This is a genomic window from Staphylococcus sp. HMSC059F04, from assembly GCF_001812565.1.
GTDB lineage: Bacteria > Bacillota > Bacilli > Staphylococcales > Staphylococcaceae > Staphylococcus > Staphylococcus lugdunensis.
In genome coordinates this window covers 1-21,575 of sequence record NZ_KV809458.1, presented here as the reverse complement: position 1 = coordinate 21,575, position 21,575 = coordinate 1, and the positions used below count along the sequence as shown (strand labels likewise).

Genomic DNA, 21,575 nt, shown 5'->3' with positions numbered 1-21,575 from the left:
CAATATGTAACATAATATAACAAGGTGGATCGAAAAATAAACTGTGAAGTACAAATGTCTGAAGGTTCTTCACAGTTTATTTTAACCATTGTTTATTTTTTATATCTATTTAAATCTTACTTTAAGCTTTTTGAACTGTAATGGTCCATGATGCATCATCTAATTGTTCATAGTTTGTCACTGGATATCCTTGTTCTGCAGCCCAGTTTGGAATTGCTTCTGTAGCTTGAGTGCAATCAAAGTCAATCTTTAGTTCATCACCAGCATCTAATGTTTGCATTTTCTTTTGTGCTTCTATCAATGGAAATGGACAAACCATTCCTACTGTACCTAATTCATATACCATATACTATTCCTCCTATTTATGATGATAATTGTGTTTGAGATACTGTTTTATTCGCTTTTTTATCTGTTTGCTGTATTTGTTTCATTGGTCTTATAAAAATAAAATAGCTTGTAAACCACACGCCTAAAATCATTGCAAAAAGTGCAATCCAACCTTTCCACGACATTATAGCTGTTTCTACTAAACCATTTCCTATTGAACAACCACCTGCAACAGAAGCACCGAAGCCCATGCATATACCTCCTACTGCACTATTTCGAATCGTACGTATATCTGGTAAGCGCCATTTAAATTCATGTGCACCTCTAGCTGCGATGTATGATCCTATAAAAATACCAAGAACCAGTAGTACGCCCCAGTCAATAAGTTTTGAATCACCAGTAATGAGATAAGTTACAAGATTTGCAGACGGCGTAGTTATCCCTAAGCCATAATCTCGTCCAGTTGAAATACTCATTGGCCACGCTAATAAAGCAATTAAACCAACAACAATACCAGCTACAAACGGATGATAGCGTTTTTCAAACAAATAATGTCTAATACCGTGATATTTTTGTTTTAATTTTGGAACTGCTACCTTAGGTTTGGGTTTACGCAATGTTTTAATAACAACATAAAGCGTGATAACAGTAAGTACAATGACAAATATCCACATTGGAATACCGGTTGTTTGTGCCATACTTGCATTTACATTTGTAGGTTGATTTACCCAAGTCATCACAGGTAATAAAATGCCCGTTTTTGTTGCTGCAGCTGTTAAAGCGTACATGATCAATGCGATCCAACTGCCAATCAATCCCTCGCCTGCTCTATACCAAGTCCCTGTTGCACAGCCACCAGCTAATACTATACCGATACCAAATATAAATGAACCGATAATAGTTCCTACTATTGGGAATGTACTATCTGGTATAGCAAACAATCCTAAACTTGTTAAGATAACTAGACCGACACTCTGTACGGTTATTGCTACAAGTAGCGCATAAAACATCTTATTATTTTTTTGTACATACATATCTCTAAAGCCACCAGCAAGACAAAATCTTGTCCGTTGCATTACAAAACCTAATAATACTCCTACAATAAGACCACTAATAATCATCCAAATCATTCAATCCCTCTTTTCCGATAATAATAATAAGATATTATACATTACTGTGTTAGTAACTGTAAATATTGAAAATGAGAAATTCAGATAATTAAATTCATTGTTAAACGTATTAAAGATCATGGATAACTATTGAAAATTGTATGATTAAAACTAAGACCACTTCTAATAATATTTTTTCTGTACATACCCCCCTCAGAAAACCTACTACCGACACAGTATTAAAGCATTTGAGTGACCAAAAATTAGATAAATGATTGCTAAATATAATGCTACAATTAAAGCTAGAAATATCATAACTATCTTTTAGCGATTCTAATTTGAAAGCATAAAAAAACAGTAATAATATTTTCTTTAAATTTAAAAAGCGTAACAAAAGTCTTTTTGACTTTCATTACACTTCCAATATATATTCTCTATAATTATGAATAGTTTTTCATAAAGAAAAGTAACGACTGTAACTCAATTCCGAAATCAATATGTTGTACCTGAACCGTAGATGGTGCTTTAACGCGACGTGGAGTGAAATTTAAAATGCCTTTAATATTCGCATCAACTAATTGATTGACAACATCTTGTGCCGCTTTTTCTGGCGTTGTCAAAATTGCAACATCGATATCTTTTTTAGCTAATATTTCTTTTAAGCGGTCAATATGTTTTATAGTTACTTGGCCGATTTGTTGACCAATCATCGTTTCATCAATATCAAATGCTTCAGTAATCGTCATTTCACTATGAATCGAAAAATTATAATTAAGTAGTGCTTTACCTAAATTACCTACACCTACAAGTGCTATTTCTATGGTATCACTATCACTTAATTCAGATTTAAAAAATTCTAACAAGCCATCAATATTATAGCCATATCCTTTTTTACCTAGCTCACCAAAATAAGAAAAATCGCGTCTAATCGTAGCTGAGTCAATATTCAATGCCTCACTGATTGTCTTCGAATTTACGCGGTCATATCCTTTTGATTTAACCCTTTGAGCAAATCTATAATATAGCGGTAAGCGTTTTAAGGTTGCTCTTGGTATTTTGACACCATCTTTAGCCATCTTTTTGTCCCCCTCTTGTTTGAATGGTTTATAGTATTTTTATTCAAACTAATTAGAGCAAAATTAGTTACGTATAAAATGTATTTCATCTAATAAAGAACATACTGGCTCATTATACCGTAACTTAATAAAAAAAACATGTCCTATTTCCAAGTTTAAATGTAATACTGTAAAATAAATAGTAACGTTATGCAATAGATTATGAAAACCATTTATATACTATTATTTTATATTTTATTTTCTTAATTAGAAAGGTGAAGGTTGAATGATACTTTTACAACTTAATGACATTTCAAAATCATTCGATGGTGAAGATATATTTACAAATGTCGATTTTGAAATTAAAACTGGAGAACGTATCGGCATTGTCGGTCGTAACGGCGCTGGAAAATCCACTTTGATGAAACTCATTGCTGGCGTTGAAGACTACGATCATGGCCATATCTCTAAAATTAAAAATTTAACAATAGGTTATCTCACTCAACAGATGACTTTAAATTCTGAAGCCACAGTTTTTGAAGAAATGGCTAAACCCTTTACCCATCTTAAAAATATGGAACAGTTAATTAAACAAGAAACCGATTGGTTAGCACAACATGGAAATGATTATGAATCACTAGATTATCAACAGCACATGGAGCGATACGAATCTTTGAGTTCACAATTTGAACATCAAGATGGTTATCAATATGAAAGTAAAATAAAAACGATACTCCACGGTCTAAATTTTACTGAGACAGATTTCGATAGACCAATAAATGATTTTAGTGGTGGTCAGAAAACACGTTTGTCATTAGCTCAAATGTTATTAAACAATCCCGATTTATTATTACTAGATGAACCGACTAACCACTTAGATATGGAAACAACTCAGTGGCTAGAAGATTATTTAAAATATTTTCAAGGTGCTATTGTCATTATTAGTCATGACCGTTATTTTTTAGATAAAATAGTCACACAAGTGTATGATGTAGCTCTTGGTGAAGTAAAGCATTATGTCGGCAATTATGAACGCTTTATTGAACAACGCGATCAGTATTATCAAAAACGTATGCAAGAATATCAAAAGCAACAAGATGAAATAAAACGTCTCGAAACATTTGTCGATAAGAATATTACCCGGGCATCTACTAGTGGCATGGCTAAAAGTAGACGCAAAATGTTAGAAAAAATGGAACGCATAGATAAACCGATGCTCGATGCACGTAGTGCTAATATGCAGTTTAGTTTTGAGCGCAATACAGGCAATGACGTGATGCATATAAACAACTTACTTATTGGCTACAGCACGCCCATTACAAAAGAAATTAATATTGAAATTACGAAAGGAGATCATATTGCCGTTATCGGACCAAATGGCGTAGGTAAAACAACGCTGATAAAAACCATTGCTAATAAACAAGAAAAGCTTGGTGGCAGTGTGACATTTGGTGCAAACCTACAAATCGGTTATTATGATCAAAAACAAGCTGAATTTAAATCGAATAAAACAATTTTAAATTATTTGTGGGACCAATATCCTAATATGAATGAAAAAGATATTCGCGCTGTACTTGGCCGTTTCCTCTTTGTACAAGAAGATGTTAAGAAAATTATCAATGATTTATCTGGAGGAGAAAAAGCACGCCTACAACTTGCCTTATTAATGTTACAGCGTGATAACGTGCTTATTCTCGATGAACCTACAAACCATCTAGATATTGATTCTAAAGAAATGTTAGAACAAGCACTCCAAAACTTTGAAGGTACAATTATCTTTATCTCACACGATCGCTACTTTATAAATCAATTAGCCAATAAAGTATTTGATTTAAATCATGACGGCGGTAAGATATATCTTGGTAATTATCAATATTATATTGAAAAAACCGAAGAACAAGCAGCTATCAAAGCACATGAAAACATACAACGTGCTGACAATAAATTGGAGAAAAACCATGTTAACAACGATAATCATTCAAATTATTTTAATCAAAAAGAACACAAACGTCAGCAACGTAAAATAGAACGTCAAATTGAACAATGTGAAACACGCATAGAAACCTTTGAAACACAAATAACTGATATTGATGAACAGTTAACTCAACCAGAAGTTTTTAATAATCCACAAAAATCTCACGAACTAAGCCAAATTAAATCTGATACCGAACAAAAGCTAGAACAAACATTAATTGAATGGGAAGAATTACAAGAAATGTTATTAAATTAAACACGCGGTTAAAAAGCAAGAAAAGTACAATTTGTTACTTTTCCTGCTTTTTTTAACGACTTTGTCAAAATATTTATTCACATAATAAAACCTATAAAGATAGCTATCCACAAAGTTATCCTAGTTATCCACAGGTAAATTGTAACTTTTGCTCAATATATTTGTTACAAATTTTACAATATCCACATATATAACCACTTGTTATCCACAAGTTGTGCACTGATTGTTGATAAGTACAAACGTTCCCTCTTGACGTACAAACTACGCTTAAACTTATTATATTTTGCATATCCAAATAAGTTATGAAATAATATCAATTATTACCTATAAATATATTAATATAAGGGGATTAAAATGTTCGATAATACAATATTTTTATTTATTTTAGCTATAATTATACTAACTATTATTGTAAGTATCACAACTGCTATTATTGAGCAAAAAAAGTTAACTATCAAAATCAAACAACTTTGGACGAATAAGGAGCGCCTAGAAGAATTTATTCGTCCAAACGCTCGTTATGATTATCAATATCAAAGTTATCGTTCGAATTATGCTCATGATAATTTGGTTGATGATAAAACATGGAGCGATTTAAGTATGGATAGCTTGTTTCAAACGATGAATTATAACTTTACTGCTATTGGAGAAATGAAACTTTATGCAACATTACGTGGTATGTTTAAAGCAAATAATAAAACATTAATACATAAAATTAAAACGTCAGAATCATTTAGAAATTATTTATCACTCAAATTATCAAAAGTTGGAAAAAATATTATCCTTTTTTTCCCGATCAACTAACCGCTATTAAAAGAAATAATCTATTGATGCTTACTCCATTCTTACCTATTTTGAGCATATTGATTATTGTATTTAATAAAAATTTAGGTATTTTATTAACCTTATTAGTATGTTCGATTAATATTTTATTGTCTGTATTTTTGAAACGAACTTATGAAAAAGATTTAAAATCAATTTTTTATACTTCAAATGTTTTAACACAAAGTAAAAAGTTAAATGAGCTTGACGGAACACCTGAATTGAATATTAACTTTAATCATTTTAAAAGTTCACGATATTTAAGTGGTATTTTAGTTAAATTAGATGCTAACGACATTGGTTCAAGCATTATTTTGTTATTTAAAATAATTTTCATGCTAGATTATGTTATTTTTCATATTATTCAACGTAGTTTTTTTAAGTATATTGATGAAGTTCTTGAAAGTTATGATTATATCGCTATGTTAGATAATCATTATTCTGTAGCACTCTATCAAACCACGTTAAATATACAGTGTCAGCCTGAAATATTAGACAATCATGTGAAAGATGAGTCCTTATGTACATTTACTGAATTAGTTCATCCACTTATTGACGGTGCTGTACCTAATAATTTATGTCTTAAAAACAATATTTTACTAACAGGATCAAACGCTTCCGGAAAATCAACATTTATGAAAGCTATTGCGATAAATCTTATTTTGGCGCAAACAATTGAAACTGCTGTCGCTGCTAAATTTAAATATGTTCCAGGACATGTATATTGTTCTATGGCTAATGCTGACGATGTATTATCTGGTGATAGCTACTTCATGGCAGAGTTGAAGTCAATTCGCAGACTATTTAATATTTCGTCAAAACGCCAAATATATTGTTTTATCGATGAAATATTCAAAGGTACTAACACGACAGAGCGCATTGCTGCTTCTCAATCCGTTTTAAGTTATTTAAGTAATATGAATAACTATTTTATTTTAGCTGCAACACACGATATCGAATTATCAAGTTTACTAGATTATTCAAATTATCATTTTAATGAAATCATTGAGAAGCAATCTATTGCTTTTGACTATAAAGTCAAGCCTGGAAAAGCTAATACTAGAAATGCTATAGAATTGCTGAGAATATCAAACTTTCCATTAGATATTTATCATCATGCCAAAGAGATAGTTGAGGACATATAAGCTTTTTGGGACAGCATTCATTTTGAATTTGTATTGCCCACCCCGCAAGATTGTTTAGAATTGAAAAAGCTTGGTATAAGTGCATTTAAAATTCACTTAACTACTGTTATATATAGTTAAGTGAGTCAGGGACATAAATCTTAGAAAAATAGTACTCAAATGAATTGATGTGCCCCCCATAAAGTTGGATTAAAGATCTAACTTTATGGGGGGGCACATCATTATTTCAATAGAAATTGCTTTTTTATTTGTCTAAGAACTTTATGTCTTAGACTATCTTTATTATTTACAATAATGTCTCCCTGTAATTTAATTAACTAAATGCTTAAATTGTTGCTTCCTCAATATCAATATGGTTTTTGCCATTGAGATCTAATCCTGAAGTGATACCAGCTCGATATAAATAATAGCCTGCAGCACCTATCATTGCTGCATTGTCTGTACATAATTTTGGACTAGGAATTAATAGTTTAATTTGTTTTTGTGCACAACGTTTTTTTAATTCTGTTCTTAATCCGTGATTGCTTGCTACACCCCCAGCAACAATTAGTTGATTAACATCATATTGCTGACAAGCATTAATAGCTTTACCACTTAGTACTTCAACAACACTATTTTGAAAGCTTGTTGCTACATTAGCCTTATTTATTGGCAAATCTTTCTGTTTAAGATTATGCAATTTGTTTATAACAGCACTTTTTAAACCACTGAAACTAAAATCATAGCTGTCCTTTTCAAGCCATACTCTAGGAAAATGATATTCATCTTCTCCTGTTAATGCTAATCGATCAACATGCGGTCCCCCTGGATAAGGTAGTCCAATCGTTCGAGCAACTTTATCGTAGGCCTCACCCACTGCATCATCTCGCGTTTCTCCGATGACTTGAAATTGTAAATGATCTTTCATATAAACCAATTCTGTATGGCCTCCAGAAACAATAAGTGCCATTAATGGAAAAGTTAATGGTTCTTCCAAATGATTAGCATAAATATGCCCGGCAATATGATGAACAGGAATGAGCGGTTTATCATATGCAAACGCTAATGCTTTAGCCGCATTAATTCCTATTAACAGTGCCCCAATTAGCCCTGGTCCTTCCGTCACAGCGATAGCAGTAATATCCTCCATCGATACTTGTGCCGTTTCTAACGCTTCGTCGATTGTAGGGAGTATACCTTCAACATGATGCCTGCTTGCAACTTCAGGTACAACACCACCAAAGCGTTTATGACTATCTATCTGACTTAACACTGCATTAGATAATATTTCTGAACCATTCTTTATAACACTAACACTTGTTTCATCACAGCTCGTTTCAATCGCTAAAATTAAAATATTTTCATTCATGTAACTTCACCCACATCACTAACGCATCCTCTCCATCTCCGTAGTAATTTTTACGTTTACCACCATATTGAAAACCTAATTTTTCGTATACATGTTGAGCGATAATATTGTCGACACGTACTTCTAAACTCATTGTGTCACATGTATGTGCCGCATAAGTCATGCCATATTTAAGCAACAATTGTCCTAAGCCAAGATTACGATATATTTCGCTCACTGCGACCGTAGTCACTTGCGCTTGATCGAGCACTGTCCAAAGACCTAAATAACCAATAATTTGGCCATTACGTTCCGCCACAAAATATTTTGCATATTGATTTTGAGTTATTTCATGGTAAAAGGCATCAATGGTCCATGAACTATGTTTAAAACTCAAACGCTCTATATCAAATACTTGAGGTACGTCATCGACAATCATTTCTCGTATGTTTAGTTGTTCTGTTGCTGATTCAGCCAATTGCGTTCTGCCTCTGATAATTTAAGATAATTTGGTGTAAACGTATAAATATTTGCAGGTTGTTTTATTAAATCAAGCATCACTGCTGCATCAGGCAAATTTTCCTCTATTGGGCCATCTAATCTTGCACTTAACTTTTTGGCATCTTGACCAATAAAGATATAAGGTTCCTTTAGGCTATGCAGTTGTGTCAGTAATTCATCAATCGTTATATAGCCATCATTTATAATCGTTTTTAATTGTCCGTGTTGATGTTGATAAACACCTGCGTATACAGCATCTCTTCGAGCATCAAATAATGGTACAATAAGCTGATTTGTTTGATGCGTTGTCGCAGCGAGCGCTTCAAGTGATGACACGCCAAATAATCGTACATTTAATGCGTAAGCAAGCGTTTTTGCTACAGTTACACCAATTCTTACTCCAGTGTATGAACCTGGCCCTTGTGCAACTATAATGGCATCAATATTCTCTTTTGTTAAATCGCATTGAGTAAATAGCTCCTGAATTCCAGGCATTAATTGAACTGAGTGGTTTGTTTTATTATTAGTAGTTTTTGCTGCTAATACTTCCTCATCTTTCATCAAAGCAATTGACATTGGCTGATTTGATGTATCAATCAATAAAGTATTCATTCTCTATTGCCTCCTTAATTGCCTCATAATGCTTGCCTTGTGCATTTAAAGATAGTTCACGTTCCTGTTCGTTTATAATGTGAATGTCAATCGTTAAGTGTTCCTCTGGTAATAAGTCTTGAATGAACTGACTCCATTCAACAATACTAATGCCATCGTCATCAAAGTATTCATCAAAACCCAAATCTTCTTCCATTCCTTCTAAACGATAACAATCCATATGATGCATTTTTAATTTACTACCTTGATAAGATTTAATAATATTAAAAGTTGGTGAATTGATGTGACGCTTGACACCTAAGTGTTTACCTATGAATTGTGCGAGCGTCGTTTTCCCGGCACCTAAATCTCCGTTAAGTAATATTAAATCTCCAGTTACAAGTGTTGATACTAATTTCGCAGCAAAAGTATCCATTTCATGTAGATTATTGATACGAATCAATGTACATTCTCCTTATTTAATAGCATTAAAATATAAACTTCTAGGCTTTATCTCTAGGACATGACAAATCATTTTAACTTATTTATTGTAACAAAAATTAAGATAGATTTCTCTTTTAAATAATCATTTGCCAAAATAAAACAATTGTTAGAAAATTCAAAATTAAGGTTGACTGTCATGACATGTTATAGTAAATTAAGTTTATCGAATTTTAAAACAATTCAAACTATTGAAACAAATTATAACCATTCAAGAAAAGAGGAGTATAATAATGACTAATCACACATTTCTATATCAACCGACAAATGTAAATATTATTATTTTATTATACTCCAAAGGGCTGGAACTTTAGTATCACTTGTACTAAATGTTTAAGTCCTATTTCTAATTGAATGGGACTTATCAGCGTCCCAATTTTATTGGGGCGTTTTTTTGTTTCATGATTGTCAACGACGGGGGAATTATTTATGAGAAGCGATATGATCAAAAAAGGTGATCATCAAGCACCAGCAAGAAGTTTATTACATGCTACAGGGGCATTAAAACATCCAACTGATATGAACAAACCATTTGTCGCAATCTGTAATTCATATATTGATATTGTACCTGGGCACGTTCATTTACGTGAATTAGCAGATATCGCTAAAGAAGCTATTCGCGAAGCGGGTGCAATTCCATTTGAATTTAACACAATTGGTGTTGATGATGGTATTGCAATGGGACATATAGGAATGCGCTATTCTCTTCCATCACGCGAAATCATTGCAGATGCTGCTGAAACTGTTATCAATGCACACTGGTTTGACGGTGTCTTTTACATTCCGAATTGCGACAAAATCACACCTGGTATGATATTAGCAGCCGTTCGAACAAATGTACCGGCTATTTTCTGTTCTGGTGGACCAATGAAAGCTGGTTTATCAGCTCATGGAAAAGCATTAACATTATCATCCATGTTTGAAGCAGTTGGTGCATTTAAAGAAGGCTCTATTTCAAAGGAAGAGTTTCTTGATATGGAACAAAATGCCTGCCCTACTTGTGGCTCTTGTGCTGGTATGTTTACAGCAAATTCAATGAACTGTTTAATGGAAGTTTTAGGCTTAGCACTACCATATAATGGTACTGCTTTAGCAGTAAGTGAACAGCGTAGAGAAATGATTAGAGCTGCAGCATTTAAGCTCGTTGAAAATATTAAAAATGACTTAAAACCTAGAGATATCGTTACACGAGAAGCAATTGATGATGCGTTTGCTCTGGATATGGCTATGGGTGGTTCAACGAATACAGTATTACATACCTTGGCCATAGCTAATGAAGCTGGAATTGATTATGACTTAGAGCGAATTAATGAAATTGCTAAAAAGACGCCTTATTTATCAAAAATAGCGCCTAGTTCATCTTATTCAATGCATGATGTGCATGAAGCTGGTGGTGTTCCTGCTATCATCAATGAGCTTATGAAAAAACCAGGCACTCTCCATCCAAATCGCATTACAGTAACTGGAAAAACACTTAAAGAAAATAATGAAGGTAAAGAAATAGCTAATTTTGAAGTTATTCACTCATTAGAACATCCATATGATAAACAAGGTGGTTTATCCATTTTATTTGGTAACATCGCTCCGAAAGGTGCTGTTATCAAAGTTGGTGGTGTAGACCCTTCAGTTAAAGTTTTTACAGGAAAAGCAATTTGTTTTAATTCACACGATGAAGCAGTAGCTGCGATTGATGATAAAACAGTTCGTGCAGGTCATGTCGTAGTTATTCGTTATGAAGGTCCAAAAGGTGGTCCAGGAATGCCTGAAATGTTAGCTCCAACGTCATCAATTGTTGGTAGAGGTTTAGGTAAAGATGTTGCTTTAATCACTGACGGGCGCTTCTCAGGAGCTACACGAGGCATTGCCGTGGGACATATTTCTCCAGAAGCCGCTTCTGATGGCCCTATTAGCTTATTACGTGATGGAGATGAAATTACAATTGACTTAATTAAACGCACTATTGATGTTCATCAATCTGACGAAGTTTTAGAACAACGTAAAGCCGAAGTCAAACCGTTTAAAGCTAAAGTTAAATCAGGCTATCTAGCTCGATATACTGCGCTCGTTACAAGTGCAAATACTGGCGGTATTATGCAAGTACCTGAAAATTTAATTTAACAAGGAGTGTTATTTATGCCCAAACAATTCGTACACAATACTTTACAAGACGATGAATCCCCTAGTTCACATCAATCATTAAGTGGCTCAGATTTATTAGTAGAAGCATTATTACATGAACATGTCGATTTTATCTTTGGTTATCCAGGAGGTGCTGTTCTCCCATTATACGATACATTCTATGATGGTAAGATTAAACATATTTTAGCACGTCATGAGCAAGGCGCTACACATGCCGCTGAAGGTTATGCACGTGTTTCTGGCAAACCAGGTGTCGTCGTAGTAACTAGTGGTCCAGGTGCTACCAATGCAATTACTGGTATTATCGATGCCTATTGTGATTCACTTCCCCTAGTCGTCTTTACAGGACAAGTCGCATCACCTGGCATTGGTCAAGATGCTTTTCAAGAAGCAGATTTATTATCGATGACCACACCTATCACAAAAGCAAATTATCAAATTAAAAATGTTGATGATATTCCTAAAATCGTACATGAAGCATTTTATATTGCTAATACTGGCAGAAAAGGACCTGTTGTTATTGATTTTCCTAAAGATATGGGTGTTTTAAAAACATCCGTACCTGTAACAAATGACCTTGCTTTACCAGGATATCATGTGCCAAACGAACCAAATGTAGATGACATTAAAGCGCTTGTCTCACTTTTAACTCACGCTAAAAAACCGTTAATTTTAGCAGGGGCTGGAATTAATAATTCACAATCAAATGAACTGTTAACACAATTTGTTTCAAAATATCAAATTCCAGTTGTCACTACGCTTCTGGGCCTAGGTGCCATTCCATACAACAATCCTTTATTCCTTGGAATGGGTGGAATGCATGGTTCCTATGCAAGCAATATGGCTTTAACTGAGTGCGATTTACTTATCAATTTAGGTAGTCGTTTTGATGACCGTTTAGCGAGTAACCCTGCTCAATTTGCGCCTAATGCCAAAGTTGTACATGTCGATATTGATGAATCTGAAATCAATAAAGTCATTCAAACTGATTTAGGTATTGTGGCAGATTGTAAAAAGGTTTTAAAAAAATTATCCGCCTACTTTAATAAAGAAATTCAATTCACAGCATGGGCACAACATTGTCAAAGTAACAAAGACTTACATCCATTCAAATATGCGACAGATGACCAAACGTTTTGTAAGCCACAACAAGCGATTGAATATATTGGTAAGATAACCAATGGAGATGCAGTTGTAACCACCGATGTTGGCCAGCACCAAATGTGGGCAGCTCAATTTTATCCATTTAAACATCATAGTCAATGGGCTACAAGCGGTGGATTAGGAACAATGGGCTTTGGCATTCCATCAGCAATTGGCGCACAATTAGCCGCACCAGATAAAACTGTAGTTTGTTTTGTTGGTGATGGTGGCTTTCAAATGACTAACCAAGAAATGGCAATTTTTAATGAATATAAGTTAAATATTAAAGTTGTACTGATCAATAATGGCACACTCGGAATGGTCAAACAGTGGCAAGATAAATTCTTTAATCACCGATTTTCACATTCAGTCTTTAATGATCAACCGGATTTTATGAAAATAGCAGAAGCATACGGAATTAAAGGTTATTTAATCGATAATCCTGCTCAATTAGAACAACAATTGGATAAGGCATTTAGTAGTGAAGGTCCAGCACTAATTGAAATTCGAATTTCACCTGTTGAACCTGTTAATCCAATGATACCTGCTGGTAAAGCAAATCATGAAATGGAGGGATTAGAATGAAACGCACATTAAAATTAACGGTTGAAGACAAAGTCAGTACGCTAAATCGCATTACAAGTGCCTTTGTCCGTCTTCAATATAATATCAGTGAACTTGAAGTTAAGCCCTCATCAGATCCTGGCATTTCAAATGTTTTACTAACAGCAGATATCGAAAACGAAAAATTATTTAAAATTTTAATTGCTAAATTAAAAAAACAAGTAACAGTTATCAATGTCGTTGAACTATAGATTATCCCTTTGATGCGCTAGCCTATAAACAATCAAAAATAAATAGAGCTAACATCTTAAATAATTGGGATATTCAATTTTCAATAGATTGAAAATTTTGAATATTATAATAACAATTTGGAGGAATTTATTATGACTAAAGTTTATTATGATCAACAAGTAACTAAAGATGCATTAAAAGGCAAAAAAATTGCTGTAATTGGCTACGGTTCTCAAGGCCATGCACATGCACAAAATTTAAAAGACAATGGATATGATGTCATCGTTGGAATTCGCCCAGGACATTCATTTGATAAAGCAAAAGAAGATGGATTTGATGTGTACCCAGTAGCTGAGGCTACTAAACAAGCCGATGTCATCATGGTGTTATTACCAGATGAAATTCAAGGTTCAGTATATAAAAAAGAAATTGCACCTAACCTTGAAGCGCATAATGCACTAGCATTTGCTCACGGTTTTAATATTCATTTTGGTGTTATTACACCTCCGGAAAATGTGGATGTTTTCTTAGTTACACCTAAAGGCCCTGGACATCTTGTAAGACGTACATTTGTAGAAGGAACTGCCGTACCTGCCCTCTTCGGCGTTCAACAAGATGCTAGTGGAGAAGCACGTGATATTGCTCTAAGCTATGCCAAAGGTATTGGTGCCACACGCGCTGGTGTTATTGAAACAACATTTAAAGAAGAAACTGAGACAGATTTATTTGGTGAGCAAGCTGTACTTTGTGGTGGTATCCATAAATTAATTCAAAGTGGCTTTGAAACATTAGTAGAAGCAGGATATCAAAAAGAATTAGCGTATTTTGAAGTACTACATGAAATGAAATTAATTGTTGATTTAATGTACGAAGGCGGCATGGAAAATGTTCGCTATTCAATTTCAAATACTGCTGAATTTGGTGACTATGTTTCAGGACCACGCGTCATTACACCAGAAGTAAAAAATAATATGAAAGCAGTCTTAACTGATATTCAAAATGGAAACTTCGCAAATCGATTTGTTAAAGACAATGAAAATGGCTTCAAAGAATTCTATCAATTACGTGAAAAACAACATGGTCACGAAATTGAAGCGGTCGGTCGTGAATTAAGAAAAATGATGCCATTTATTAAATCTAAAAGTATTCAACAATAATCATTTAGGGGGAATTTAATTATGGAAAGCCATATTCAAATTTTCGACACAACACTTAGAGATGGTGAGCAAACACCAGGTGTTAGTTTTTCCTTTGAAGAACGTTTAAAGATTGCCAAACAGTTGGAACATTGGGGCGTAGATGTCATCGAAGCTGGATTTCCTGCTTCGAGTGAAGGGAGTTTCAAATCTGTAAAAGCCATATCAGAAGCATTAAAAACAACAACAGTATGCGGTTTAGCTAGATGTCGAAAACCTGATATAGATGCTGTATATGAAGCTACTAAAAATGCAGCTCATCCAGCTGTACATGTATTCATAGCTACTTCACCTATTCATTTGAAATATAAATTAAAAATGTCACAAGCAGAGGTTCTAGCATCAATTAAAGAACATGTCAGTTACTGTAAAGCACGTTTTGATATCGTACAGTTCTCACCTGAAGATGCAACACGTACAGAATTACCTTTCTTATTAAAATGTGTACAAACTGCCGTAGATGCTGGTGCATCAATAATCAATATTCCAGACACTGTAGGTTATAGCTATCCTAGTGAATATGGCAACATTTTTAAATACCTCATTAACCATGTTCAAACAACTCAAGACGTTATCTATAGCGCACATTGTCATGATGATCTTGGTCTAGCAGTGGCTAATAGTTTAGCTGCAATTGAAGGTGGCGCAAGACGCATAGAAGGTACTGTTAATGGTATCGGAGAACGCGCTGGGAATACAGCATTAGAAGAGCTAGCTCTTGCTTTATATATCAGAAAAGAACATTACGGTTTAACAACTCATTTAAAATTAAATGAAACGAAATCAACATCAGATTTAATCGCAAGATTTGCTGGTATACGCGTACCACGTAACAAAGCAATTGTAGGACAAAATGCGTTTAGTCATGAATCCGGTATACATCAAGATGGTGTGTTAAAAAATCCAGAGACATATGAGATTATTACGCCTCAACTAGTCGGTGTTAAAACAAATGAATTGCCGCTAGGTAAACTTTCAGGAAAACATGCCTTTGCTGAAAAACTAAAATCATTAGGTTACGATATTGAACCAAAAGCTCAAATACAGTTATTCAAACAATTTAAAGCTATTGCTGACAAGAAAAAAACAGTATCAGACCGAGATATTCATGCATTAATTCAAGGTACAGAACATGAACAAAATGCATTATATCAAGTTGATTCATTACAATTACAATTTGTATCACAAGGATTACAAAGTGCTGTAATCGTTATTAAAGATAAAGATGGCCATCTTTATCAAGATTCAAGTATTGGTACAGGATCAATTGTCGCCATTTATAATGCTGTGAATCGTATTTTCCAAAGAGATAGTAAACTCATCGATTATCGAATCGATTCTGTTACTGAAGGCATAGATGCTCAAGCTGAAGTACATGTTCAATTAAATATTGACGGTCAATTTGAAACGGGCATTGGCATTGATCATGATATTTTAATGGCTTCATGCAAAGCTTATGTTGAAGCACATGCCAAATATGCTTTAAACCACCCTACTGCTCTATTACAGGAGGTAATTAGTCATGACTTATAATATCGTAGCTCTACCCGGCGATGGCATCGGTCCAGAAATATTGAATGGTACATTAAAACTATTACAATATATAAGTCACAAATACCAATTTGACTATCAAGTAACTAAACATCATTTTGGCGGTGCTTCTATTGATCATTATCATGTACCTTTAACTGCTGAAACACTTGAAGCATGCCAAAACGCAGATGCTATCTTATTAGGAGCTATTGGTGGTCCAAAGTGGAATGATCCGAATAATCGGCCTGAACAAGGCTTACTTACTTTAAGAAAGTCTTTAGGTTTATATGCAAACATACGCCCAACGAAAGTAACTTCAGGTATGAGTCAATTTTCACCACTAAAAGCGGACCGTGTAGAAGGAACAGATTTGGTTATTGTACGTGAATTAACTAGTGGTATTTATTTCGGAGAACCGAGACACTTATCAGATACATCTGCAGTTGATTCATTGACTTACACAAGCGATGAGATTGAGCGTATTGTGAGAGTCGCTTTTAATCTAGCACAGCAACGCAAGAAAAAACTTACTTCTGTAGATAAAGAAAATGTTTTAGCTTCCAGTAAATTATGGAGAAAAATAGTTAATAAAGTGAGTTTAGAATATCCTGATGTCACTGTAAATCATTTGTTAGTAGATGCTTGTAGTATGCATTTGATAACATATCCAACACAATTTGACGTCATTGTTACAGAAAATTTATTTGGTGATATTTTAAGTGATGAAGCATCTGTTATTCCAGGATCTTTAGGGTTATCACCTTCAGCAAGTTTTAGTGAGAACGGTCCGCGTCTATATGAACCTATTCATGGTTCTGCACCTGACATCGCTAATCAAAATATTGCTAATCCAGTAGGCATGATTCTCTCATTAGCAATGTGCTTGCGTGAAAGTTTAAATCAAGCTACTGCCGCAGATGAACTTGAACAAAATGTATATTCAATGATTCGTAAAGGCATTTTAACTAAAGACCTAGGCGGCACAACATCTACATCTCAATTCTTTGAATACTTATACAAAAGCTATTAAGGAGGGACGCAATATGGAACAAACATTATTTGATAAAATTTGGAATCAGCATGTCATTACAGGTAATGAAGGTGAACCACAATTATTATATATCGATTTGCATCTTATCCATGAAGTAACGTCTCCTCAAGCTTTTGAAGGGTTAAGACTTCAACAACGTCAATTACGTCGTCCTGATCTAACCTTTGCCACATTGGATCATAATGTTCCAACAATTGATATATTTAACATCAAAGATGACATCGCTAATAAGCAAATTACAACGTTGCAGCGCAATGCCAATGATTTTGGTGTACATCTTTTCGATATGGGGTCAGATGAGCAAGGCATTGTGCATATGGTTGGTCCTGAAACAGGATTAACGCAACCAGGTAAGACAATTGTATGCGGCGATTCACATACTGCAACACATGGTGCATTTGGTGCTATAGCTTTTGGAATTGGTACAAGTGAAGTTGAACATGTGTTTGCAACCCAAACGTTATGGCAAAGAAAACCTAAAAACTTAAAGATTGATATTCAAGGCCAGTTACCTAAAGGTGTGTATGCCAAAGATATCATTCTCTATCTTATTAATCAGTATGGTGTCGATTTTGGTACTGGTTATGCCTTGGAATTCACAGGTGAAGCTATCCGCCAATTATCTATGGAAGGACGCATGACTATCTGTAATATGGCAATCGAGGCTGGCGCAAAATATGGTCTAATTCAACCCGATCAAACAACCTTTGATTATGTTAAAGGACGACCATATGCTCAAAATTATGAACACTCACTCGAAAAATGGAAACAACTTTATACTGACACTCACGCAAAGTTCGACAAAGTAATTGAAATCGATATTTCTAATCTAGAACCGCAAGTCACTTGGGGTACAAATCCAGAAATGGGAGTCAGCTTTAATACACCATTTCCCACTATCAAAAGTGTTAACGATGAACGTGCCTACCAATATATGGGACTACAACCAGGTCAAAAAGCAGAAGACATTGACTTAGGCTATGTATTTCTAGGTTCCTGTACTAATGTACGACTATCTGATCTTCTAGAAGCAAGTCAAATTGTCAAAGGTAAACATGTACATCCTAAAATAACAGCGATTGTAGTTCCTGGTTCAAGAACGGTAAAACATGAAGCCGAGGCTCTTGGATTAGATAAAATTTTCAAAGAAGCTGGATTTGAATGGCGTGAACCTGGATGCTCCATGTGTCTTGGTATGAACCCAGATCAAGTACCTGAAGGTGTTCATTGCGCTTCAACAAGCAATCGTAATTTTGAAGGACGTCAAGGTAAAGGCGCACGCACACATCTTGTATCACCTGCTATGGCTGCAGCTGCAGCTATTAATGGTAAATTCGTTGATGTTAGAAAGGTCGTGTATTAACGATGGAAATTAAACCAATAACGATTTATAAAGGAAAAACTGTTCCCCTTTTCAATGATAATATCGATACTGACCAAATTATTCCGAAAGTTCATTTGAAGCGTATCACTAAAACAGGATTTGGCCCTTTTGCTTTTGATGAATGGCGCTATTTATCTGACGGCACTGATAATCCTGATTTTAATCCTAATAAACCTCAATACAAAGGTGCGTCTATTTTAATTACTGGAGATAACTTTGGTTGTGGCTCTAGTCGCGAACATGCCGCTTGGGCACTAAAAGATTATGGTTTCAATATCATTATTGCCGGTAGTTTCAGTGATATATTTTATATGAACTGTACAAAAAACGGGCTATTACCCATTGTGCTGCCGGAAGATGTAAGACATAAACTAGCTCAACATGCCAACATTACGATAGATTTACCTAATCAGACAGTAAATACAGACACACAACAATTCCATTTTGACATTGATCCTACATGGAAGAACAAATTCATTAATGGTTTAGATGATATTGCGATCACATTACAATATGAAGATTTAATCAAAAACTATGAAAAAACGAGATAAAAAGGTTGGAGGTACTATGACAGTTACAAGTCGTGTTTCTGCTCAAGATGTAGATGATGCTTATTTAAGAATTAAGGATGTTGTCAAAGAAACACCTTTACATTATGATAGATATTTATCACAAAAATATCAGTGCAATGTATATTTAAAGCGAGAGGATTTACAGTGGGTTCGTTCTTTTAAGTTACGTGGTGCTTATAATGCTATATCAGTTTTATCTGAAGCAGATAAAGCTAAAGGTATAACATGTGCTAGTGCAGGTAATCATGCACAAGGCGTCGCATATACAGCTAAACAATTAAAGCTGAAAGCAGTCATTTTTATGCCAGTAACAACCCCACTTCAAAAGATAAACCAGGTCAAATTCTTTGGTGAATCACATGTCAAAGTCATTCTTACTGGGGACACTTTCGATGACTGTCTTAAAGACGCTTTAGCTTATACAAAGCAGCACCACATGACTTTTATTGATCCATTTAATAATGTTCATACAATTGCTGGTCAAGGAACCATTGCTAAAGAACTAATTAGTGAAGCTGAGAAAGGTCATCTTCAATTTGATTATGTATTCAGTGCAATTGGTGGCGGTGGCCTTATTTCTGGTGTTAGCACCTATTTAAAGCAACATTCCCCTAAGACTAAAATTATCGGTGTAGAACCTATTGGTGCTAGTAGCATGTATGAAGCTGTGGTTGTTCAACATAAAATCGTTACTTTATCCAATATCGATAAGTTTGTAGATGGTGCCTCTGTCGCACGCGTCGGTGATATTACTTATGATATCGCACGCCATAACGTAGACGATTTTGTACAAGTGGATGAAGGTGCAGTTTGTTCAACCATTTTAGATTTATATTCTAAACAAGCCATTGTAGCAGAACCAGCTGGTGCGCTTAGCGTTTCTGCCTTAGAAAATTATCGCGAACAAATTAAAGGCAAAACGATTGTTTGTATTATTAGTGGCGGAAATAATGACATCAATCGTATGAAAGAAATAGAAGAACGATCTTTACTTTACGAAGAAATGAAGCACTACTTCATCTTAAACTTCCCTCAACGTCCAGGGGCATTAAGGGAATTTGTTAACGATGTGCTCGGTCCTCAAGATGATATTACTAAATTTGAATACTTGAAAAAAACATCTCAAAATACTGGTACCGTTATTATAGGTATTCAATTAAAAAAACATGATGACTTAGCACAACTTAAGCAGAATGTTAATCATTTTGATCCTTCAAACATCTATATCAATGAAAATAAAATGCTATATTCTTTGCTGATTTAAATAAATTACGACTAATCGGTTGATGACATAACTATGTTTCATCAACCGATTTTCTATAAAAAAAGCATATTTATCGCTATCATAAATCTTAATAACTCAAAAACGATAATATGCCAAACGTTAACCTCTAAATTTTTTGATATCTACCATAATTCTACTGCACTATAAAGTAGTAACAGCGCAATAATAACATTAATAATTCTATAATGGCGATGATACAAAGTATTCATCACTTGACCCAATAGTGACCAAGCAAGCGCACCAGCAATACCTATAACAATTAATAATATCGATCGAATATAAGTATGTTCCCAAGCAGCAGGTAATGAAAATGTCGTCAATCCTGTCAAAAAATAAAGCATTGCCTTTATATTAGTAGTTTGAATTAATATCCCTTTCAAAATAGGACGATCTAACGCATCTTCAGCATCCTCTGGCGTAGACACCACCACATGGTATGCTAAATATAAAAGATACACTGTTCCTATTATCTTCATAATCAAAATAAACATTTGTGATTCTTTCAATGGCTCTGAAAATAATAATGCCACAGTTAAAGTCAATAAAATGCCTAGCAACACGCCTAAATTAAATGGTAACGCTCGTAAAAATCCTTTCCGCTGTCCCTCTGACATCGCCATAATCGTATTAGGCCCAGGCGTAAATGACATTGTAGTAATAAATAATATGTAAGGAAATATAATAACCACCCTTTTCAAAGGAATAGTTATATTTTACCACGATATCAAAGACATACAACTATAATTTCAGAAAATTCCGATAAATAATGTTGTATGATGTCATCTTCAATCACTTTCTCTTCGCAAAGCCGTTATTTATCGGCTTGTTTTTTAACTTTTGGCATAAAAAAAGAGACCTCTCGGTCTCAA

Annotated in this window: 18 protein-coding genes and 1 pseudogene; 11 read left to right on the top strand and 8 right to left on the bottom strand. The window is 34.3% G+C overall.

Features of this window, described 5'->3' with window-relative positions; all coding sequences use genetic code 11:
* Window positions 1-121: 121 nt before the first annotated feature.
* The 3 genes from HMPREF2864_RS00270 to HMPREF2864_RS00260 all read right to left on the bottom strand — a co-directional run bounded on the left by HMPREF2864_RS00270 (window position 122) and on the right by HMPREF2864_RS00260 (window position 2,512).
* Window positions 122-346 carry a sulfurtransferase TusA family protein gene (locus HMPREF2864_RS00270; protein WP_002461424.1) on the bottom strand — a complete coding sequence of 75 codons (225 nt, stop codon included), beginning with the start codon at window positions 344-346 and terminating at the stop codon, window positions 122-124.
* A 16-nt stretch (window positions 347-362) separates the two neighbouring features.
* Complete coding sequence (locus tag HMPREF2864_RS00265) at window positions 363-1,457, bottom strand: YeeE/YedE family protein (protein ID WP_062077870.1); 1,095 nt, start codon at window positions 1,455-1,457, stop codon at window positions 363-365.
* Window positions 1,458-1,876: 419 nt separating this feature from the next.
* Window positions 1,877-2,512 carry a redox-sensing transcriptional repressor Rex gene (locus HMPREF2864_RS00260; protein WP_002461426.1) on the bottom strand — a complete coding sequence of 212 codons (636 nt, stop codon included), beginning with the start codon at window positions 2,510-2,512 and terminating at the stop codon, window positions 1,877-1,879.
* A 265-nt stretch (window positions 2,513-2,777) separates the two neighbouring features.
* Between HMPREF2864_RS00260 and HMPREF2864_RS00255 the strand changes: the two genes are divergently transcribed.
* Together HMPREF2864_RS00255 and HMPREF2864_RS00250 are read left to right on the top strand one after the other, a co-directional pair.
* Complete coding sequence (locus HMPREF2864_RS00255) at window positions 2,778-4,721, top strand: ABC-F family ATP-binding cassette domain-containing protein (protein ID WP_002461427.1); 1,944 nt, start codon at window positions 2,778-2,780, stop codon at window positions 4,719-4,721.
* Window positions 4,722-5,075: 354 nt separating this feature from the next.
* Window positions 5,076-6,688, top strand: a pseudogene (locus tag HMPREF2864_RS00250) (MutS family DNA mismatch repair protein).
* A 325-nt stretch (window positions 6,689-7,013) separates the two neighbouring features.
* On the opposite strand, the gene tsaD reads toward HMPREF2864_RS00250, so the two are convergent.
* Genes tsaD through tsaE form a run of 4 tightly spaced genes read right to left on the bottom strand, consistent with a single transcriptional unit; the run spans window position 7,014 to window position 9,570 of the window.
* Window positions 7,014-8,036 (bottom strand): tRNA (adenosine(37)-N6)-threonylcarbamoyltransferase complex transferase subunit TsaD, encoded by a 1,023-nt coding sequence (tsaD, locus tag HMPREF2864_RS00245; RefSeq protein WP_002477915.1) that lies wholly within the window; start codon window positions 8,034-8,036, stop codon window positions 7,014-7,016.
* Entirely contained in the window at window positions 8,029-8,454 is a 426-nt protein-coding gene (rimI, locus tag HMPREF2864_RS00240; RefSeq protein ID WP_002461431.1) for a ribosomal protein S18-alanine N-acetyltransferase, read from the bottom strand. The genes tsaD and rimI overlap by 8 nt, the downstream gene beginning before the upstream one ends.
* A gap of 11 nt (window positions 8,455-8,465) precedes the next feature.
* Entirely contained in the window at window positions 8,466-9,128 is a 663-nt protein-coding gene (gene tsaB / locus HMPREF2864_RS00235; RefSeq protein ID WP_002461432.1) for a tRNA (adenosine(37)-N6)-threonylcarbamoyltransferase complex dimerization subunit type 1 TsaB, read from the bottom strand.
* Window positions 9,109-9,570 carry a tRNA (adenosine(37)-N6)-threonylcarbamoyltransferase complex ATPase subunit type 1 TsaE gene (gene tsaE / locus HMPREF2864_RS00230; protein WP_002461434.1) on the bottom strand — a complete coding sequence of 154 codons (462 nt, stop codon included), beginning with the start codon at window positions 9,568-9,570 and terminating at the stop codon, window positions 9,109-9,111. The genes tsaB and tsaE overlap by 20 nt, the downstream gene beginning before the upstream one ends.
* A 467-nt stretch (window positions 9,571-10,037) precedes the next feature.
* Here tsaE and ilvD point away from each other — a divergent pair, with 467 nt between their 5' ends.
* The 9 genes from ilvD to ilvA all read left to right on the top strand — a co-directional run bounded on the left by ilvD (window position 10,038) and on the right by ilvA (window position 20,685).
* Window positions 10,038-11,726 carry a dihydroxy-acid dehydratase gene (ilvD, locus tag HMPREF2864_RS00225; protein WP_002461435.1) on the top strand — a complete coding sequence of 563 codons (1,689 nt, stop codon included), beginning with the start codon at window positions 10,038-10,040 and terminating at the stop codon, window positions 11,724-11,726.
* Window positions 11,727-11,741: 15 nt separating this feature from the next.
* Window positions 11,742-13,475 (top strand): biosynthetic-type acetolactate synthase large subunit, encoded by a 1,734-nt coding sequence (gene ilvB, locus HMPREF2864_RS00220; RefSeq protein ID WP_070544730.1) that lies wholly within the window; start codon window positions 11,742-11,744, stop codon window positions 13,473-13,475.
* A complete protein-coding gene (locus tag HMPREF2864_RS00215) occupies window positions 13,472-13,705 on the top strand; it encodes an ACT domain-containing protein (protein WP_002461439.1) in 234 nt (77 codons plus the stop codon). Before ilvB ends, HMPREF2864_RS00215 begins: the two co-directional genes overlap by 4 nt.
* A gap of 132 nt (window positions 13,706-13,837) precedes the next feature.
* Window positions 13,838-14,842, top strand: coding sequence for a ketol-acid reductoisomerase (ilvC, locus tag HMPREF2864_RS00210; RefSeq protein ID WP_070544729.1), 1,005 nt, complete (start codon window positions 13,838-13,840; stop codon window positions 14,840-14,842).
* Window positions 14,843-14,863: 21 nt separating this feature from the next.
* Window positions 14,864-16,414 (top strand): 2-isopropylmalate synthase, encoded by a 1,551-nt coding sequence (locus tag HMPREF2864_RS00205; protein WP_002461441.1) that lies wholly within the window; start codon window positions 14,864-14,866, stop codon window positions 16,412-16,414.
* A complete protein-coding gene (gene leuB / locus HMPREF2864_RS00200) occupies window positions 16,404-17,444 on the top strand; it encodes a 3-isopropylmalate dehydrogenase (protein ID WP_037544459.1) in 1,041 nt (346 codons plus the stop codon). The genes HMPREF2864_RS00205 and leuB overlap by 11 nt, the downstream gene beginning before the upstream one ends.
* A 13-nt stretch (window positions 17,445-17,457) precedes the next feature.
* Window positions 17,458-18,828, top strand: a complete 1,371-nt coding sequence (leuC, locus tag HMPREF2864_RS00195; RefSeq protein ID WP_070544728.1) for a 3-isopropylmalate dehydratase large subunit — start codon at window positions 17,458-17,460, stop codon at window positions 18,826-18,828.
* 2 nt (window positions 18,829-18,830) lie between these two features.
* Complete coding sequence (gene leuD, locus HMPREF2864_RS00190) at window positions 18,831-19,400, top strand: 3-isopropylmalate dehydratase small subunit (RefSeq protein WP_002477907.1); 570 nt, start codon at window positions 18,831-18,833, stop codon at window positions 19,398-19,400.
* 16 nt (window positions 19,401-19,416) lie between these two features.
* Window positions 19,417-20,685: a threonine ammonia-lyase IlvA gene (gene ilvA, locus HMPREF2864_RS00185; protein ID WP_070544727.1), complete on the top strand. Its 1,269-nt coding sequence runs from the start codon at window positions 19,417-19,419 to the stop codon at window positions 20,683-20,685.
* A gap of 143 nt (window positions 20,686-20,828) precedes the next feature.
* Here the strand turns inward: ilvA and HMPREF2864_RS00180 are convergent, their stop codons facing one another.
* Window positions 20,829-21,356 (bottom strand): LysE family transporter, encoded by a 528-nt coding sequence (locus tag HMPREF2864_RS00180; protein ID WP_002461448.1) that lies wholly within the window; start codon window positions 21,354-21,356, stop codon window positions 20,829-20,831.
* Between the last annotated feature and the right edge of the window lie 219 nt (window positions 21,357-21,575).

What these genes read in the sequence shown, in the direction of transcription:
- HMPREF2864_RS00270 (WP_002461424.1), bottom strand. Translation starts at nt 346, where the DNA reads ATGGTATATGAATTAGGTACAGTAGGAATGGTTTGTCCATTTCCATTG.
- ilvC (WP_070544729.1), top strand. Translation starts at nt 13,838, where the DNA reads ATGACTAAAGTTTATTATGATCAACAAGTAACTAAAGATGCATTAAAA.
- HMPREF2864_RS00180 (WP_002461448.1), bottom strand. Translation starts at nt 21,356, where the DNA reads ATGTCATTTACGCCTGGGCCTAATACGATTATGGCGATGTCAGAGGGA.
- rimI (WP_002461431.1), bottom strand. Translation starts at nt 8,454, where the DNA reads ATGATTGTCGATGACGTACCTCAAGTATTTGATATAGAGCGTTTGAGT.
- HMPREF2864_RS00265 (WP_062077870.1), bottom strand. Translation starts at nt 1,457, where the DNA reads ATGATTTGGATGATTATTAGTGGTCTTATTGTAGGAGTATTATTAGGT.
- ilvB (WP_070544730.1), top strand. Translation starts at nt 11,742, where the DNA reads ATGCCCAAACAATTCGTACACAATACTTTACAAGACGATGAATCCCCT.
- ilvA (WP_070544727.1), top strand. Translation starts at nt 19,417, where the DNA reads ATGACAGTTACAAGTCGTGTTTCTGCTCAAGATGTAGATGATGCTTAT.
- leuB (WP_037544459.1), top strand. Translation starts at nt 16,404, where the DNA reads ATGACTTATAATATCGTAGCTCTACCCGGCGATGGCATCGGTCCAGAA.
- ilvD (WP_002461435.1), top strand. Translation starts at nt 10,038, where the DNA reads ATGAGAAGCGATATGATCAAAAAAGGTGATCATCAAGCACCAGCAAGA.
- HMPREF2864_RS00255 (WP_002461427.1), top strand. Translation starts at nt 2,778, where the DNA reads ATGATACTTTTACAACTTAATGACATTTCAAAATCATTCGATGGTGAA.
- HMPREF2864_RS00215 (WP_002461439.1), top strand. Translation starts at nt 13,472, where the DNA reads ATGAAACGCACATTAAAATTAACGGTTGAAGACAAAGTCAGTACGCTA.
- tsaD (WP_002477915.1), bottom strand. Translation starts at nt 8,036, where the DNA reads ATGAATGAAAATATTTTAATTTTAGCGATTGAAACGAGCTGTGATGAA.
- HMPREF2864_RS00260 (WP_002461426.1), bottom strand. Translation starts at nt 2,512, where the DNA reads ATGGCTAAAGATGGTGTCAAAATACCAAGAGCAACCTTAAAACGCTTA.
- leuD (WP_002477907.1), top strand. Translation starts at nt 18,831, where the DNA reads ATGGAAATTAAACCAATAACGATTTATAAAGGAAAAACTGTTCCCCTT.
- leuC (WP_070544728.1), top strand. Translation starts at nt 17,458, where the DNA reads ATGGAACAAACATTATTTGATAAAATTTGGAATCAGCATGTCATTACA.
- tsaB (WP_002461432.1), bottom strand. Translation starts at nt 9,128, where the DNA reads ATGAATACTTTATTGATTGATACATCAAATCAGCCAATGTCAATTGCT.
- HMPREF2864_RS00205 (WP_002461441.1), top strand. Translation starts at nt 14,864, where the DNA reads ATGGAAAGCCATATTCAAATTTTCGACACAACACTTAGAGATGGTGAG.